A 16,835-nucleotide genomic window follows, 5' to 3' on the forward strand; every position below is an offset into this window, starting at 1 on the left:
ACCTAACGGTCAGATGGATGGTTAACGCCATCCATCACTTCGATAGTTCCCAATTCATATGGGTTGACGCCCTCTAAACAGCCGACATTATAGCCGTACTCACTCGGGTCAGAGCGACGCTGATGGTGCGTATAAATACCACATTCGCCACAGAATAAATACCACATTCGCCACAGAAAAAGTGCTTCGCTGTGCGAGTGTTAAATTGATACAGCTTCAAAACGTCTTCGCCTTGCACGATACGAATACCATTCAGAGGCACAGATGCCACAATCGCGCCGCGACGTCGACACATGGAGCAATCACATCGTCTCGGCTTCTCAATACCATTAGGTAATGCAAGTTCCAGCTCAACTTTTCCGCAGTGACAACTCAGTCGATGTAATGCGTTGATTTGGGTAGTGCCGACTTTCTTAATCATAACTTTTCCTTGTTGTTTTTCTACCTGTGTACATTATGTTAAACAGGCTAGCATCAGCACAATCTTGTCCAAAAACTCGACATTCATCACTTTTCGCGACATTTTATTGGCCGATTTGTTAGTTGCTATTTTGGCAACTGTTTATCTCGTTGGATGGACGTGTTGTCTCCGGCGCGGTTTTTAAACCAAGGAAAAAATTTTATGGATAAAGATCATAGCCTAAGAGAGAACCTCTTGGCTCTGATGCTCGGCAGTGCGTTAGTGTCGCTTGGGGTAATATTTTTCAGCAAAGTAGGATTGCTCACCGGAGGTACGGCTGGTTTGGCGATCTTCCTTACCAAAGTGAGTGACTTCAGCTTTGGTCAGATATTTTTCGCTCTCAACCTCCCTTTTTATATTTTGTCTGTAATGCGCATGGGATGGCGCTTCACCATTAATACTTTCATTGCGGTCTCGATTGTTTCTTTTGCGGTCGATCATCTGCACCATGTGATTGAAATTTCACGAATCGAACCTTTCTATGCAGCACTTCTAGGTGGTGGGTTAATTGGAATAGGTATGTTGGTGATTTTCCGTCACAAGATGAGTTTAGGCGGTTTTAACATTCTAGCGTTGTACCTTCAGGAACGTTTTGGAATTAGAGCGGGTAAAGTTCAGATGGCGCTCGATTGTGCCATCGTAGTGATGTCGCTGTTCATTGTGGATGCTCACCTTATCGCTCTATCCGTCCTAGGTGCCGTGGCGACAAATTTGATTTTGGCGATGAACCATAAACCAGGACGATACCAGGCAAAAGCGCAAATAGCTTAATCAACATCGTGTAATGAGTGAACTTACAAAATATGAGCCCCGAGCCATTCGCTCGGGGCTTTTTTATTCAACGTTGAGATCATGTCAACGAACTCGTTGTGCAGTATTGCTGCATCCCCACATCCACTTTAGCTTTATATTTCTGGCTAAGATGGAAGTGCACTTGCATCAGCAAATCATGCGCATGGAACAGCTCAAACGCGTCACCACCATTTTGCTGACAAATGGCTTCGCAGCGCTCGGCATGCTGCTTGGCTTGTCTGGCTTCACCCGCTTTGAGTAAACTCATCGCTAAGCGATACTCTGCACGTTCTTCTTGCATCCAACCACCCGCCACTTTCCAGTAATCCAACGCGAGCTTCGCCGCTTCTAGCATCCTCGATTTTTCCACATCCGTGCGCTCAGCCAGCGCTTCATACTGGCACGCCAAGTTGTTTGCTGTGATTGCGATAGAGCGCGCTAGCGGCCCTTCAGCATCTTGTGGTGTCATACCTAGCGCGGCTTTCTCCAGCCATTGGCTCGCCAGCTCAAGCTGAGCAAGTACAGAAAGCTCATTCGAAATCAGAGCGTAAACTCGGCGTTGGTCTTGCTCTGCTAACAACCCCACACAGTCAGTGCCATCAACGAAAAAGCGCGCAACGGCAATACTGCGTTGCAATGCCGAACTCTCGGCAACCTTGCGTTCATCAAAGCGCTCTAAACAAGCAAGAAACGGTTCTGGACGCTGGAGGTGCCCAATCGCGGTGTGCAGCATCAATGCAAATATTCGCTCGATGTGGTTAACGTTTTCCACCTCACTCAGAGCCGTTTCCAATTGAGCATAAGTTTGTTCGGGCCGTGTTTCGTGATGCTGCCAACACTCACTCATGAATGCATCAAAATCCGTTTTGAAAGGCATGTCCTTATTATCCTTTTTCTATTCGTATAACGAATATGAAACTCTACACTATCATTTCCCCTGTGCAGCACGCTTAATCACAATATGAGAATCGCCTCACTTAAAGCGGTGTACCTTGCTCCAACGCAAGTAAACGTTGCTTGCGCTCTACTCCACCAGCATACCCTGTCAATTTACCGCTTTTGCCAATAACGCGATGACAAGGTACCACGATAGAAATAGGGTTTTTTCCGTTTGCCAACCCAACAGCGCGCACAGCTTTAGGGTTGCCAATCGCGTTGGCGAGATCTTGATAGCTCCACGTCTCGCCGTATGGAATGGTCGTTAGTGCCTGCCAAACTTGATTTTGAAAATCCGTGCCTGTAGCCGCCAAAGGCAGCTCAAATTCATTACGTAGGCCAGAAAAATATTCATTCAACTGGGTAACAGCTTGGCGCAAAATCGGGTGTTGATCGTCTCGCGCTCCCAGTTCACTCGGCTTAGTGGTGCATGTTTCAAACCAAATGCCAAGCAAGCCCTCAGTGTTAGATTGGATGGTCACCGTTCCTAATGGGCTCGGCATTTCGGTATAAAATGTTTTCATGATTGATTCCATAAGTGAAACGTCGCGTAGCTTCCCCAAGGGGCCGCAGTGTGCGTATTCAGTGATGGGTAACGCTGCATCGCCTTTTTCACCACCAAGTCTTTATCTAAAAAGCAATCGGGTTGAGATTGCCCTCGCAGTTGAGCATAACTGACTGTCCAAGGTCCAATGCCTTTCAAGGCTAGCCACTTCTGGGGGTCGGCTTCTGAGTTGTCCTGCATGAACTGGGCAAAGCGCACTAGCGTCTCTTTACGGCTTTGCGGCATGCGCAAAAAGCTCACGTCGGTATTCGCTATCGCATCTGGTGTCGGGAAAAAGCGTTTTTCTGACTCTCCACTAAGTGTGGCCACCAATAAGTTAAGTTGACCAATCGCCGCTTTGACCGACACTTGTTGGCCTAAAATCGCTCGAACTCCAGCCTCCCATGCATTCCATACACCAGGAATCCGAATACCTTTACTCGACACAAGCCCCGGTGCAACATAATCCAAATGCTGCTCAACAGTACAAATATCAGCGTCAAGATCGAACATACGACGAATGTCAGACACCAAGTTTTGCAGCTTCGTTACATCTTCAATTTCAAACGCTAGCTCTAGGTACCCTTCACCTTTGGTCGCTTTAAACCATGCTTTACTGGTATCCAGACAAACGTTGCGCTGATAACTCTCATCACTCACCAGCTCAACCCCCTCAATCGCTCGTAAACGGTAGAAGTTCAGCATGTGCTGCCAATTCAATTCACCTCGATAAGGCAAGGCAATTCGATTGCTACCCATACCGTCAAACTCTTTGCGACGGACTTGAGAAGGCGTCAATTTGAGAAACTTTTGGAAAGCATCGTTAAAGCGGCGCGTACTGTTAAAACCTGACGCAAACCCCACGTCGGTGACCGACATAGAGCTGGAGTGAAGCAACTGTTTGGCGAACATTAGTTGCTGATATTGCGCATACTGCTTGGGTGACATCCCTAGATACTGCTCAAACAACATACGTAAGTAACGATCAGAAATCCCAACACGCTCTGCTAGCTCAGACACCGAATGGTGATGCAACTCCCCTCTATCAATTAACGAAATCGCCCGTTGAAAGGTCGTTTCTACGCCTTTCCATGCCCAAGAACCCGGCGCGCTATCAGGTCGACAGCGCAAACATGGACGGTACCCCGCTTGGAGAGCTTGCGCTTTATCGGTGAAGTACTCTACATTTTCTTCTTTAGGTAAATTAGCCGGACAAATTGGGCGACAAAATATCCCCGTTGTTTTCACTGCCACATAAAATCGCCCATCAAAACGGCTGTCTCGCGCGACCCGCGCCTTATGGCACTGCTCGAAAGTCAGTGAGGTATGGGGGTGAATAAACATAGTGCTTTCCTTGCTCATGCCTTTTGTCATTTATTGTTCATAGGCATCGTTCAATATAGTGTTATTGTAGCTTGCTTAAGCGCCTACCATTAGCCATTTTCGGAACTCAATATTGAGATTTATTGGCATTAGCGCTTTTGTACACTAAAGTTAGATTCAGAACATCACAACAACGTCGGCTAAAGGGAATTGGCATGGACTTACACACTTGCGTAATTGTACTAAGAAACCAAAAGGTTATTACCAGTAAATCCGTAGATCATTCAATTGGAATTATCGAACGAGACTCAGATAACGAGATCTCAGAAATTCAAATTAATGCCACGGATGGACGTAATATTCGAACCTATCACTACAACAATGTAGAGGAGTCACTAGAGAGCTTAATGAACCTCTGACGGTTTTCTTTAACACACCTTTCTCCCTTGTTAATAGCGAAAGCAATAGAGCACAGCAACCTGTGCTCTTTTTTTGTTTAACAGCAAAAATGTTTATCGAAAATAATGATGGAGCCTGATTTAAAACACGACAAAACTGGCATAAAAAAACTCATAAAAAACACTCAAGCAACTGATTAAAAATAACAAAAATCTGTTATTCAATTTTTTAGAACGAGTTTATCAAAATACTCCCGTTATTTTTATTCTCACCGCCACCTAAACTGTTCTCAACAGCACGGGAGCACACGCTTCCCACTCATTGAAAAGAGTCAGAGGACAGAATCATGAAAGCACTATTACAGAAAATTACCACATCAAACGCAGGTTACAGCGCACTATCACTTCGCGTTCCAATCGGCATTATCTTTATGGCGCACGGCGCACAAAAGCTGTTTGGCTGGTTTGGTGGCTACGGGCTAGAAGGCACAGGTCAGTGGATGGCATCTATCGGTTTAGGTCCTGGCGTGCTCATGGCGTTACTTGCGGGCAGCGCAGAGTTCTTTGGCGGCTTGTTCATTTTACTTGGTCTGCTAACTCGACCAGCAGCGGTTGCTTTGGCGTTCACGATGGTGGTAGCGATATTCTCCGTCCACTTTGAAAACGGTTTGTTCATGGCAAACAACGGTTACGAGTTTGGCTTAGCATTACTGGCAGCGAGCGTTTCTCTGGCGTTCTCTGGCGCAGGTAAAGCAGCATTAGATAACTTCTTAAACAAAAAGCTCTCTTAAGGAGGCTCTATGATTACGGTAAGACATGCAGCAGACCGAGGTCGAGCAAACTTTGGCTGGCTTGATAGCAAACATACGTTTTCTTTCGGTAGCTATTACGATCCACAACATATGGGCTTTTCTGAGCTGAGAGTCATTAATGACGATGTAGTCCAACCTGGCGCAGGTTTTGATACACATGGCCATCGTGATATGGAGATCATCAGCTATGTGCTGGAAGGTGTTATCGCGCACAAAGACAGCGAAGGTAACGTGAAAACATTACCTGCCGGGGAATTCCAACTCATGTCGGCAGGGAAAGGGATTTACCACAGTGAGTACAATGCGTCGAACCGCGACACGCTGCGCTTTCTACAAATTTGGATTCAGCCAAATACATTTGGAACCAAACCAGGTTATCAGCAAAAAGACTTTGGTCGCACGCCTGGATTAACAACTATCGCGACTCCAACAGGAGAAAACGGTACGCTACTTATTAAGCAAGATGCCACATTACATCAGTTAATTCTTGAACCAAATAGCGAACTTAACTTTGAGATAGAATCGGGTAGAAACTTATTCGTTCACCAAGTAACGGGGAGCCTTAGCATCGACAATACCACCTTGACGGCAGGCGACGGCGCGAAGATCGAACAGCAAAGTAAGGTTGTTTTGCGCAATACATCGAACGAGAGCACAACCGCCCTGCTATTTGACTTGCCATAACTATCGATTCATCGAGATAAAAAGAAAGCCGCCTGGATTTTCCAAGGCGGCTTTTTAATTTCTCTGACTTTTCACTCAACGCTATTCGTCGGAAGTGCCGGAACCAATTTGCTGAAAACTGTAAGCCGTCAGTGGATCAATCTCTTTGACAATTTCTTCCACTTGCTTAATCGCGTCTACAGACGAGCTAGCTTTACGATAGCTCAAATAAATAGGGCGACACCAATCTTCTACGCCAGACACCTTGTGAAGCTGCCCATTGGCGATAAATGGCTCTACCAGAGAGATGGGTAAGTAAGCGGCACCGCCCTTCTCCAAAATAAAGTCCAATGCTATACGCGCTGTTGACGTGCGCAGATACGGAGCCGGGATCTTAGGGTGACGTTCAGAATGTTCTGAGGAGAAACGCGTCCCCCAGTCAACGTACACGTATTTGTTTTCAAAAACGGTGTCTAAAGAATCTTTCTCGGTTGATACTAGAACGAGAACAACATCCGCCACTTTTTTACAGTTAAGCTCATCAGCTTTGATCTGATCGAACGCAAATGCCATATCTAACGTGCGCTCTAGCAAGCTACGACTGAGCATTTCCCGCCCCATCACTTCAGCCATGAAGCCATAGCCTCCAAATGAATCCGTGACGACACTTAAACAGTTCTGCAAGTAGGCGTCCCAAATATTTGGCGTACCACCTAACGTTAATTGCAGCGCTTTACCATCTTCAAGCGATAACTCTAGCTTCGCTTGTTGCAATGTGGTGACCATCACCTCTGCATAACTGATTAAGCGCTCACCTGCAGAGGTCAACTTTATGTTATTTCGATCACGAATAAACAATTGCGTATCGAAGTAACTTTCCAATTGTTTGATACGTGCGCTCACTGCAGCTTGGGTAATATAAAGATTCTCAGCGGCGCGTCCGAAGTGACGAACCCTTGCCAGCTCTAAAAATGTTCGAAAGACTTTTACATCCATAAACCATCTCCTGGTTAATATAAAACCAGATTAACAACTAATTAAAATCATGACGACAAAAAAGTTTTGTTTTTCTTTTGTTAGCTTTACGCCTAATTTTCGCCGTAGTTCACTACATTCATCAATAACGGTTACAGAGGCTGTTGACATGTCTGACACTGAATTCCGTCATGGCAAAAAACGTTTTTACGACAACGTAAAATTCCCACGCGGCTTTGCAAAGTCTGGCGATTTTACTCTCTCGGAAGAGGAAATCCTAACAATTTATGGGGATACTATGCTTGGCTTAGAGTCAGGCGAATTAACACCTGAAAATAGCGAAGAGAAACACTTCATCAAGGTGCTAGAAAACCCAGGCAAAGCAAAAACAAAACTTGAGCGTACGTGGCTAAAGTACACCCAACTTGCTCGTGGTCGCAAGCGCTTCCACACGCTAAATGGTCGTAATAAGCCTGACGCGACAGAAGATTACATTGAAGAGAGTTTGGTCGAAGACGATTAATAACCAAATAAACTAATTCTCGCCTTTTTCTAGCAGTAGGTAATAGGCGAAAGCTCGTTTGGTTTGACTGAGCGAGCAAAACAAGCTCATTTCTTCTCCTAAAGCCCAAGGGCGCGTTCTCCCAAGGGCTTTTTTAGTATTTAGTGCTAGTCTACTTGGCAAGCATTGCGATCTTTTTCAAAAAGCTCTCTTTCAAGTGCTCTTGGTCGTACTCCAATTGATAGGTATTGTGGAAGCCAACCTTTAGCTCAACACCATTCCCTCGTAAGAAAACGTTGTACCCGTCGTAATCGGAAAACGCTTCTACACCTTCATACATTTTGCCAAATTCGGTTGGTGTACCGTTGTTCATCACACATTCGTAAGCCTGTAGTACTTTGCTCGGATCTAACTCATTTTTCATACCGAATTCCTCACTGGTTTACACATTTCAATTATGGTTAAGGAATGAGCGTCGTGCCATGTCCATCCCATAATATTTGAAGTTCGTGTGCGGTTTCACACTCTGTAGGTTGTTAAAAAACAAGGTTAAGTGCGAAGACAGAACTTAATTTAGATCATAAATTTTATCTATCAATTCGTCAGTTTCATAATGCAATTTCTTTGTAAAAAATCGGCTTATAAAAGCATTTAGATATAAAAACAGTCGATAAAATCAACACTGGTTAAAGAAAAAGCAAAATTTTGACCTAAAACAATAGCAGTTCGTCATTACTTATTTTATAATGCGAATTAATGTTTCGGTACATCGTAAATTCCAATAACTAGGGGCACAAAATGAGACTTATCCCGTTAACTCGAGCAGCACAAGTAGGTAAGTGGGCAGCTGCGCATATCGCTAAGCGTATCAACGACTTTAAACCTACTGCTGAGCGTCCATTCGTTCTGGGTCTACCAACTGGTGGCACTCCTCTAGCAACCTACAAAGCCTTAATCGAGCTTTACCAAGCCGGCGAAGTGAGCTTCAAAAACGTCGTGACTTTCAACATGGATGAGTACATTGGCATCCCTGCGGATCACCCAGAGTCTTACCGCTCGTTCATGTACAACAACTTCTTTAATCACATTGATATCCAAGAAGAAAACATCAACCTACTGAATGGTAACACTGACGATCACGACGCAGAATGTAAGCGTTACGAAGACAAAATTAAGTCTTACGGTAAGATCAACCTGTTCATGGGCGGCGTGGGTAACGACGGTCACATCGCGTTCAACGAGCCAGCGTCATCTCTGTCTTCTCGTACTCGCATCAAGACACTGACTGAAGACACTCGCATTGCGAACTCTCGCTTCTTTGACGGCGATATCAACCAAGTGCCTAAATACGCACTGACTATCGGTGTGGGTACACTGCTAGACGCAGAAGAAGTGATGATTCTGGTAACAGGTCATAACAAAGCTCAAGCACTTGAAGCAGCAGTAGAAGGTTGTGTAAACCACCTATGGACGGTTTCTGCACTTCAACTTCACCCTAAAGCAGTGATCGTATGTGACGAGCCAGCTCAACAAGAACTGAAAGTGAAGACAGTGAAGTACTTCTCGGAGCTAGAAGCGGAAAACATCAAAGGTTTTTAATCCATAGGATGACAGCCTAGATGCACGCTAAAAATACGAAACCCGTGATTGATCACGGGTTTTTTCTTATCTGAACAGCGGGCTTAAGTCGTTAATAAGCTTTAATACCAAACTGACGAAGACGCTTAGGCAGCACTTCATCTAACTTGTCTAGTTCACTCGGTTCGACTTCGATAAGGTTAAAATGATGCTGCTCATACACAGTACGAATGGTCTCACGGTCAGCCTCAGCCATCTCCCCAGTATCACTTCCCCAAAACTGCAAATAGACTTTACCACCTGGCAAATAAAAGTCACTGGTGACATCTTGGTCAATCGGCAGCTGACGTTCATAAGCGTGCACCACACCAGCCAAGTACAGCCAGTTGTCGATGAGCAACTCCCCCTTAGAGCGCACGTAATGCCCATCTAATGTTCGGTGTTTGGCTTCAAACTTTTGGCGAAAGCTTGAGTACGATTTATCCGTGGAGTGTGACTCGGCATCTTGCCCTAAAAATTCAATGACAGACTGCTTAAGACGCTTATTACGCAGCACCACATCGTGCCATACGACAAAGGTATTTTGTGTCTCTTTATCGGTTCTTTGCTGGCCACCAGCGCGTATACCAGCTTCAGTGACACTCCAACCTTCTTCAGATTTGGCGATCCACCCCAACTCACTCAACAGTTGGTTCATGCGCTTCGCATTCAGTTTCAGCTTTTCACCCAGCTGCGTGGCGCTTAATGTTTTCCCTGAGCTGGAAGTCAGCTCAATATGTAAATTGGTCGGCCAGACGATGAACTGGCCAAATTTAGGGTGATCCACATATTCGCCGCCAAACTTGGCGCCTTCTTCCGTCAGAATCCATTTTTCGTCTTGACGAACAATGTAGCCAGCACGTTTGAGATCGGCAAACAACAGCTTGGCTTCAACCTTGCGCATTTTCGCTAATGCCGACGTCGATATTTTTTCAGACATGTGGGTACCTCATGCTGCTGTAGAACTGAACACTATGTCATCATAGTAACGTATTGATTTCACGGCTTGAAGTCAGAGAAACTAGATTTCGTGTTACAAATAACAAAGCCAATCTCAAGGGACTGGCTTTGTTAAGTTGAAAGAAGCGGGGGCTATTTAATAAAAGCAATGCAGCCTTGCAAAATCACTAAGTTCACAATGTCGATGAAGAATGCACCGACAATTGGTACTACCATAAATGCTTGTGGTGATGGACCATAACGACTCACGATAGAGCCCATATTCATGACCGCAGTCGGTGTGGCACCTAAACCGAAACCACAATGTCCACTGGCGATCACCGCGGCATCGTAATTACTGCCCATAATGCGGAATGTTACGTAATAAGTGAACACCGCGAGTACGGCAGACTGAATAGCAAGAATAATAAGGAATGGGATCGCAAGCTCAAAGATATTCCACAATTTCAAGCTCATCAGAGCCATGGCAAGGAACAGCGATAGCGAAACCGTACCAAGAATATCAACGGTTTCTAAATCAACCTTGCGCACCTTGGTCACTTCCATGATGTTGGTGATGACAACACCAATAAACAGCGCATAAACAAAATCTGGGATCATTAACCACTTGATGCCAAAACTGCTCACCCAACTCTCCAGATAGCTCGCGCCTGTCACGCAAAGCAAAATAATGGATAAGCTTTCTACAACTCTTTTCGCCGTGACACGATCTTCTTCATGTTCGTTATAGGTCACCAATTCAGGGAAACTCTGATGGCTTTGGTTGGTGCGTCCGTATTCCGATTCTAAGTTGTGCTTGTTGAGTAACTTTTGCGCGACAGGGCTGCCAATAATCCCGCCCATGACCAAGCCAAACGTAGCAGAAGCCATCGCCACTTCTAGGACATTGTGCAAACCATACATTTCTTGAAAAGTTTGCGACCACGCCGCACCAGTTCCATGTCCGCCAGAAAGCGTAATAGAGCCGGCGATCAACCCCATGAGTGGATCTAACCCCAATGCGGTTGCTAAGGATACGCCGACCGCATTTTGGATAAGAATGTAGACCGATGCCACAACAAGGAAGATGAAAACCTTCGCACCGCCTTTAATCAGTTGGGTGTAATTCGCGGCTAAGCCAACCGTCGCAAAAAACATCAGCATAAAGGTGTTTTGCAGTGGCAAATCAAATGATACATCCACACCATTTAAGTGCATCGTCGTGATCACGCAAGCCACGACTAGACCACCAACAATTGGCTCTGGGATATTGAATTTCTTTAAGGTTGGTAATTTGGTGTTAATGAACTGCCCTAAAAATAACACGCAAATTGCGACGAGAAACGACTCTTGTGGGCCGATAGATATTACCTGATTCATGAGACCTCTTTACTCTCCTCTTTCTCATTCATTGAGCAAGCGCTCAACGTGAGATAGGTGCCTAAGTCAATCAGATTGCCTCTCGAACCTTTTGTTTTCTAGGGTGTATTTGCCACAAATTCTCATCAAGTAAGAAATGGATGCACCCAAAATCCCACTGATTATCATTATATGAGAATACCAATACCAAGCTGGTGGTAAATACCTTGATTGGATTAGAAAAATAACACTTCTCAACTTATGAGAAGTGTCTAATTTATGTTCACAATAAAGTCTTCAAAATAGCTATCACATAGGTAGATATTTAGGGAAAGCGAAGGCTGGAACATACGCTTAATTTTAAATTATTACTTTCTCTCCGGCACACTAGGTATTATACCTATATATAACACCATTTCAGCCAAGAGATTCACTCATGACCAATTGGCATGATCGCCAACCGATTTTTCGACAGTTGGCTGACCAGATCACTCAACAAATACTGCAAGGTATCTGGCAAGAAGGCGATGCTCTACCCTCAGTTCGTAGCATCTCTGCGGATATGAAAATTAACCACCTCACCGTCATGAAAGGCTATCAATTGCTTGTTGATGAGGGGTTAGTAGAGAAAAAACGCGGTCAAGGTATGTTTGTCGCTTCAGGGGCAAAGCTCAAATTGCTCGCAGACGAGAAGGCACGTTTTCTTCAACAACAAATTCCGCAGATAGCCGGCACAATACAGCGTCTGGATATGTCACTCGACGAATTCATTCAACAACTAAAACCACACTTGAAAGGTGACCAATGAGCGCATTAGTCAGTGTAAAAAACGTCTCCAAGCAATATCAGCAACAAGGAGAAGCACTGCATGAAGTGAGTTTCGACCTACATGCAGGACAAGTACTTGGCTTACTCGGCCATAATGGCGCAGGTAAATCAACGCTTATTAATGCCCTACTCGGCGCACATGAATATCAAGGCACTGTTCGTATCAACGGATTTGAACCCATTATGCAACGCGACAAAATAATGCAGAGCTTGTCCTACATCTCGGATGTGAACGTTCTGCCAGATTGGATGACTGTCGCTCAACTGCTTAACTATACCGAAGGCGTGCATCCAGGGTTCAATCGCGTCCAAGCAGATACGCTGCTTCGTCAAACGGACATCAAACCTCGTGCGCGCATCAAATCTTTATCCAAAGGGATGAAGGTGCAATTGCACCTCGCGATTGTGATCGCGACCAACACCCAAATCCTCATATTGGATGAACCGACACTCGGGTTAGATCTCGTGTATCGTGATACGTTTTATCGTCACTTATTGGAATGGTTTCACGACGGCGAGCGCGTGTTGATCATCGCCAGTCATGAAGTATCAGAGATTGAGCACTTACTGACTGATGTGCTGATTCTCAAGCATGGCCGCCCTGTACTACAAACCTCGATGGACAGTATCAGTGAAGACTACTTTATCCTTGAGGCCAGCGACGAATACCGCACACAAATTGAAGCGATGAACCCACTCTCGTCACAAAAAGGGCTCGGTTCAACGAAATGGTTACTCACTGCCCAGTATGCCCAACAAGCAGAAACAATGGGGGCCATCCATGGGGTGAAGTTAGCGGATCTATTTTTAGCATTGCAGAAGGAGGCAGCGTAATGCGTTCAGTTGTCGCGATGTTGCAAAAAGAGTGGTTGGAAAACCCTCTTGTTTTACGTATTCCACTGTTTGTGTTGGCATGTGGACTTATTCTCTTTGTCAGTTTAATGAGCAACGACACTCTACAACACAATATGTTTTTCCAAATGAGCTTTGGTGGCGATGTCAGTGACATTCACAAAGAGCTTGGTGACGATGTAAACATGTTGATCACCGGCGGGGCGGGACTGCTGTCTATCTTATTAGCCGTTCAATACTTCCCGAGAACACTGCGCAAAGAACGCGCGGAGGGCAGTATTATGTTTTGGCGTAGTATGCCGGTCAGCGACATAAAAACTCACTTAGTGAAGCTAGGGTTTGGCTTATTGGTGATTCCGCTCGTTTGCTCGGCGCTTGTGCTCGCAGCAGATTTGATGTTGTGGTTGCTGAACATCTCTACCGATCACCAATTGGCTTTATTGTACCGCCAAGCCTCGTTAGGTTGCGTGCTGCTGCATTGGGGAGAGTTTTTAATCAGAATGTTGTTCGCCGGTATTCTACTGTTACCGCTGGCATTAACCGCAATGGCTATTTCTCAGAAAGTGAACTCACCACTGGTCATTTTGTTTATCGCCATTTATGCGCTGCGCTGGATGCCAATCGCACTATTTGGCTATTACGGCCTAGATCAGTTCTTCTCCGAAGTGCTTTACCTTCCACTGCACGCCATTGTTGCACCAAGCCCATTTAATGCAATTCCTCAAGCGGGTTGGTTAAACGTTGGCATTTACGCTTTCGTCGGCGTTCTTGGTTGGACAGCTAGTCTCAAGTTCAGCCGAACCATTCAATAATCCGTCGTTCGATAAACGGCCAAAATCGAGCCATAAAAAAACGGTCACAACCTGTGTTGTGACCGTTTTTATTTCGACCTCAGGAGATCATGAACTTAAATTTAACCAAGGAATGAAATGTAACCTTGTAAAATGATTAAGTTAACGATGTCGATAAAGAAAGCCCCCACAATTGGCACCACCATAAATGCCTGCGGCGACGGGCCAAATCGGTTAACGATAGAGCCCATGTTCATCACGGCTGTTGGGGTTGCCCCCAAGCCAAAACCACAGTGACCACCCGCAATAACCGCAGCGTCATAGTTGCGTCCCATCACTTTGAACGTAACGTAGTAAGTGAAGATAGCTAAGACCACAGACTGCACAGCCAAAATGACCAAGAATGGAATCGCTAAGTCAAAGATATTCCATAACTTCAAGCTCATTAATGCCATCGCCAAGAACAATGACAAAGAAACGGTACCGAGCATATCGACGGTTTCTGCGTCTAACTTACGAAGCTTGGTCACCTCTAAGAAGTTCGTGATGATCACACCAATGAACAGCGCATAAACAAAATCTGGAATCATCAACCATGAGATTTCATACGTGCTAACCCATTGCTCAACATACTTCGCCCCCGTAACACAGATCAGTAGGAAGAAGAGTTTCTCCACCACTTTTTTCGCCGTTACTTTATCTTCTTCGTATTCGTTGTAGGTCACCAACTCAGGGAATTTTTCGTGAGTTTTGGCATCCCGACCACCACGACCATACTCCGATTCAATGCTGTTTTTTTCTACGAGGCGCTGTGCCACTGGGCTACCAATGATACCGCCGATGATCAAACCAAAAGTGGCTGATGCCATCGCAATTTCCAAAACGTTATCCAATCCATACACGTCTTGGAAGGTTTGTGACCACGCAGCACCTGTACCATGGCCACCAGACAGAGTAATCGAGCCAGCAATTAACCCCATCAAAGGATCTAAACCGAGCGCCGCCGCGAGTGAAACGCCAACGCCGTTTTGTATGATGATGTAAAACGATGCGACAGCTAAGAAGATAAAAACCTTCGCACCTCCTTTCATCAACTGAGTGTAATTTGCGGCCAAACCAACCGTCGCAAAAAACATTAACATAAACGTATTTTGTAACGGCAAATCGAACTCCAAGTCGATGCCGTTGAAATGAAGAGCAGTAATCATGCAGGCCACAATAAGGCCACCTACAATCGGCTCAGGTATGTTGAACTTCTTTAAAATCGGTAGCTTAGCATTAATAAAATGCCCCAGGAAAAGCACACTGATTGCGACCAAGAAGGACTCCAGTGCACCTACAGATATTAAATGATTCATATCGCCTCTTATTATTGTTCTCTTCATCCTCCGTAATGATCGAGTGTTAATTTAACCTTCATTCAATAGCAAATGTTCTCGCTTTACTGTTTCGAAAATACTCAAAAGTTGGTGTAGATGCGCCTTAGGCTAGTTTAAGGGACGCTCCTTTAGCGATGTGTCAGTTTTCCGCTGTTAGCAAGCCCTTAAATGTGAAAGGAGCCGATATAGCTCCTTCAAATGCCCCCTCGCAATACCTGTGCGTGACTGCTTGGGGTATAGTGTTGTGAGTAAATTCTGGGTGACACTTTCTGAACCACGTTGGGCTCCCTTACTTAAACAGAATGTGTCAATTACTATCAAACAAAGTTCCTTCCCGTTGTAACCTCTAAACGCCGAGATCGCGTTCAAAACAATTGGGTTTGCTTGTTCCTGTCGTAGTTTTTCAACTCTGGCTCATGGTGTGTAAACGAGCCGAATCCAAGGAAACTCTCAAGCTGCAACAAACGTTTTCGTCACAACGGAGCCGGATTATAACATATTGCTGATAATTTTCTTCAATTCAGTGACATTCACCAATCCCATGATTTCATTCCATAATGATTAACTGCTGAATAGCATTTTTACAGACAAAAGAGCAAAGCCAATTCAGCTTAGCCTCACCAAAAAATAAACCTTAAAAGCCAATCACTTATCTATCGTCTCCTGAATAAAACGTGTTTTGATAGGCTTTTTGGAGGGCCCAGCAACCAAAATGTACGGTGTTGTCATGGTAGTCTTTCGAGGCTAACTACCCGATTCTGGGTGATAAAAACAATCCCAGTTATGCATCACACAAAAACATGTATAATTTTTATGTAAGTTATTCAAATAACAAGAGCCCTACATGAAAATTCATTCGCTTTTCCCTGTGCTATTACTCTGTGCCATCTCATCTGCCACTGCAGCGGAAAATATCCGTATTGAATATTCTCCCGTGGAAACAACCCATGAAAAAATCGCCCTGCAATCTATCCAAAACAGCGATGTAAACCCAATTTTTCTTGAGCTATCTCAGATCCACTTTCCATTTCGCAAACCACTCACACTGGTTTACGGCGGAGAAGATGGCCCAATGTACGATCCCGATACGCACACGATACACATTCCCTACACTTTTTATTTGGAATCACTCAATTACTTCTCCAATAACCAGTATGAAGAACGCCTTGGAAAATCCCCAAAAACAGGGGCGTTAGATACGTTATTACACACCTTGCTGCATGAAGCCGGGCATGCTTACATCGAAGATCAAAACATCCCTGTTCTCGGAAAAGAAGAAGATGCCGTCGATAATTTTGCCACGATCTTAATGATTGACTTCCTAGAAGATGGCGCAGAGATGGCCATTAGCGCCGCCGACATGTTCGCATTTGAGTCCGATGACAGACCGGACTACTACGACTTCGGTGAGTACATTGATGAGCACAGTTTTGATTTGCAACGCTACTTCTCTACCTTATGTTTGGTGTACGGCAGTGATCCGGAACAGTACAAGTCGCTTCTCGATGAAGTTGAAAAAGACTACCTACGAGATCGCAAAGACTTTTGCCAATACAACTACGAGAACATACGCGCGAATTGGAACCACTACCTGCAACATAATGAACCAAAAGAAAAATCGCCACGTAGAACTCAGTAAAACAAATAAAATAATAAGACGATCGC

General features: G+C 44.9%; 18 protein-coding genes and 1 pseudogene. 10 read left to right on the plus strand and 9 right to left on the minus strand.

All coding sequences use genetic code 11. From position 1 onward, the window contains the following. Positions 1–2: 2 nt before the first annotated feature. Positions 3–421: pseudogene (locus J8Z23_RS21185) on the minus strand (GFA family protein). A 201-nt stretch (positions 422–622) separates the two neighbouring features. On the opposite strand from J8Z23_RS21185, the gene J8Z23_RS21190 reads away from it, so the two are divergent. After that, on the plus strand, positions 623–1,231 hold the full coding sequence (locus J8Z23_RS21190; protein ID WP_434635338.1) for a YitT family protein: 609 nt from the start codon (positions 623–625) through the stop codon (positions 1,229–1,231). Between the two features lie 79 nt (positions 1,232–1,310). On the opposite strand, the gene J8Z23_RS21195 is transcribed toward J8Z23_RS21190, so the two are convergent. From J8Z23_RS21195 to J8Z23_RS21205, 3 genes are all read right to left on the minus strand, one after another. Beyond that, positions 1,311–2,129 (minus strand): hypothetical protein, encoded by an 819-nt coding sequence (locus tag J8Z23_RS21195; RefSeq protein ID WP_434635339.1) that lies wholly within the window; start codon positions 2,127–2,129, stop codon positions 1,311–1,313. Between the two features lie 100 nt (positions 2,130–2,229). Next, positions 2,230–2,712 carry a methylated-DNA--[protein]-cysteine S-methyltransferase gene (locus J8Z23_RS21200; protein ID WP_005392035.1) on the minus strand — a complete coding sequence of 161 codons (483 nt, stop codon included), beginning with the start codon at positions 2,710–2,712 and terminating at the stop codon, positions 2,230–2,232. Continuing rightward, on the minus strand, positions 2,709–4,076 hold the full coding sequence (locus J8Z23_RS21205; RefSeq protein WP_434635340.1) for an AlkA N-terminal domain-containing protein: 1,368 nt from the start codon (positions 4,074–4,076) through the stop codon (positions 2,709–2,711). The genes J8Z23_RS21200 and J8Z23_RS21205 overlap by 4 nt, the downstream gene beginning before the upstream one ends. Positions 4,077–4,270: 194 nt before the next feature. Here J8Z23_RS21205 and J8Z23_RS21210 point away from each other — a divergent pair, with 194 nt between their 5' ends. The 3 genes from J8Z23_RS21210 to J8Z23_RS21220 all read left to right on the plus strand — a co-directional run bounded on the left by J8Z23_RS21210 (position 4,271) and on the right by J8Z23_RS21220 (position 5,949). After that, positions 4,271–4,474, plus strand: coding sequence for a hypothetical protein (locus J8Z23_RS21210; RefSeq protein ID WP_017633816.1), 204 nt, complete (start codon positions 4,271–4,273; stop codon positions 4,472–4,474). Between the two features lie 326 nt (positions 4,475–4,800). Next, a complete protein-coding gene (locus tag J8Z23_RS21215; protein ID WP_005374434.1) occupies positions 4,801–5,244 on the plus strand; it encodes a DoxX family protein in 444 nt (147 codons plus the stop codon). A gap of 9 nt (positions 5,245–5,253) precedes the next feature. Continuing rightward, positions 5,254–5,949 (plus strand): pirin family protein, encoded by a 696-nt coding sequence (locus tag J8Z23_RS21220; RefSeq protein WP_005392038.1) that lies wholly within the window; start codon positions 5,254–5,256, stop codon positions 5,947–5,949. Positions 5,950–6,030: 81 nt separating this feature from the next. Here the strand turns inward: J8Z23_RS21220 and J8Z23_RS21225 are convergent, their stop codons facing one another. Then, positions 6,031–6,924: a LysR family transcriptional regulator gene (locus J8Z23_RS21225; RefSeq protein ID WP_005374436.1), complete on the minus strand. Its 894-nt coding sequence runs from the start codon at positions 6,922–6,924 to the stop codon at positions 6,031–6,033. A 148-nt stretch (positions 6,925–7,072) separates the two neighbouring features. On the opposite strand from J8Z23_RS21225, the gene J8Z23_RS21230 reads away from it, so the two are divergent. Further along, positions 7,073–7,426: a DUF413 domain-containing protein gene (locus J8Z23_RS21230; protein WP_005392041.1), complete on the plus strand. Its 354-nt coding sequence runs from the start codon at positions 7,073–7,075 to the stop codon at positions 7,424–7,426. 151 nt (positions 7,427–7,577) lie between these two features. Here the strand turns inward: J8Z23_RS21230 and J8Z23_RS21235 are convergent, their stop codons facing one another. After that, positions 7,578–7,829, minus strand: coding sequence for a DUF3081 domain-containing protein (locus J8Z23_RS21235; protein WP_005392042.1), 252 nt, complete (start codon positions 7,827–7,829; stop codon positions 7,578–7,580). A 374-nt stretch (positions 7,830–8,203) separates the two neighbouring features. Here J8Z23_RS21235 and nagB point away from each other — a divergent pair, with 374 nt between their 5' ends. After that, positions 8,204–9,004 carry a glucosamine-6-phosphate deaminase gene (gene nagB / locus J8Z23_RS21240; RefSeq protein ID WP_006740926.1) on the plus strand — a complete coding sequence of 267 codons (801 nt, stop codon included), beginning with the start codon at positions 8,204–8,206 and terminating at the stop codon, positions 9,002–9,004. A 91-nt stretch (positions 9,005–9,095) separates the two neighbouring features. Here nagB and J8Z23_RS21245 read toward each other — a convergent pair whose 3' ends face one another. Next, positions 9,096–9,962 (minus strand): glycerol kinase, encoded by an 867-nt coding sequence (locus J8Z23_RS21245; protein ID WP_139059720.1) that lies wholly within the window; start codon positions 9,960–9,962, stop codon positions 9,096–9,098. A 152-nt stretch (positions 9,963–10,114) separates the two neighbouring features. Then, complete coding sequence (gene gltS, locus J8Z23_RS21250) at positions 10,115–11,341, minus strand: sodium/glutamate symporter (protein WP_434635342.1); 1,227 nt, start codon at positions 11,339–11,341, stop codon at positions 10,115–10,117. 415 nt (positions 11,342–11,756) lie between these two features. Between gltS (J8Z23_RS21250) and J8Z23_RS21255 the strand changes: the two genes are divergently transcribed. The 3 genes from J8Z23_RS21255 to J8Z23_RS21265 are packed head-to-tail and all read left to right on the plus strand — an operon-like array spanning position 11,757 to position 13,812. Continuing rightward, complete coding sequence (locus tag J8Z23_RS21255; protein WP_085344466.1) at positions 11,757–12,128, plus strand: GntR family transcriptional regulator; 372 nt, start codon at positions 11,757–11,759, stop codon at positions 12,126–12,128. Continuing rightward, positions 12,125–12,982, plus strand: a complete 858-nt coding sequence (locus J8Z23_RS21260) for an ABC transporter ATP-binding protein (protein ID WP_109169330.1) — start codon at positions 12,125–12,127, stop codon at positions 12,980–12,982. The genes J8Z23_RS21255 and J8Z23_RS21260 overlap by 4 nt, the downstream gene beginning before the upstream one ends. After that, entirely contained in the window at positions 12,982–13,812 is an 831-nt protein-coding gene (locus J8Z23_RS21265) for a hypothetical protein (protein WP_434635343.1), read from the plus strand. The genes J8Z23_RS21260 and J8Z23_RS21265 overlap by 1 nt, the downstream gene beginning before the upstream one ends. A gap of 101 nt (positions 13,813–13,913) precedes the next feature. Here the strand turns inward: J8Z23_RS21265 and gltS (J8Z23_RS21270) are convergent, their stop codons facing one another. Beyond that, the gene (gene gltS / locus J8Z23_RS21270; protein WP_006740921.1) at positions 13,914–15,149 is read right to left on the minus strand and encodes a sodium/glutamate symporter; all 1,236 of its coding nucleotides are present in this window, start codon (positions 15,147–15,149) and stop codon (positions 13,914–13,916) included. Positions 15,150–16,014: 865 nt separating this feature from the next. Here gltS (J8Z23_RS21270) and J8Z23_RS21275 point away from each other — a divergent pair. Further along, entirely contained in the window at positions 16,015–16,809 is a 795-nt protein-coding gene (locus tag J8Z23_RS21275; RefSeq protein ID WP_145472474.1) for a DUF4344 domain-containing metallopeptidase, read from the plus strand. The last annotated feature ends 26 nt before the right edge of the window (positions 16,810–16,835 follow it).

The sequence above is a fragment of the Vibrio sp. SCSIO 43086 genome (genome assembly GCF_051132235.1).
In the GTDB taxonomy this organism is placed as follows: domain Bacteria; phylum Pseudomonadota; class Gammaproteobacteria; order Enterobacterales; family Vibrionaceae; genus Vibrio; species Vibrio diabolicus.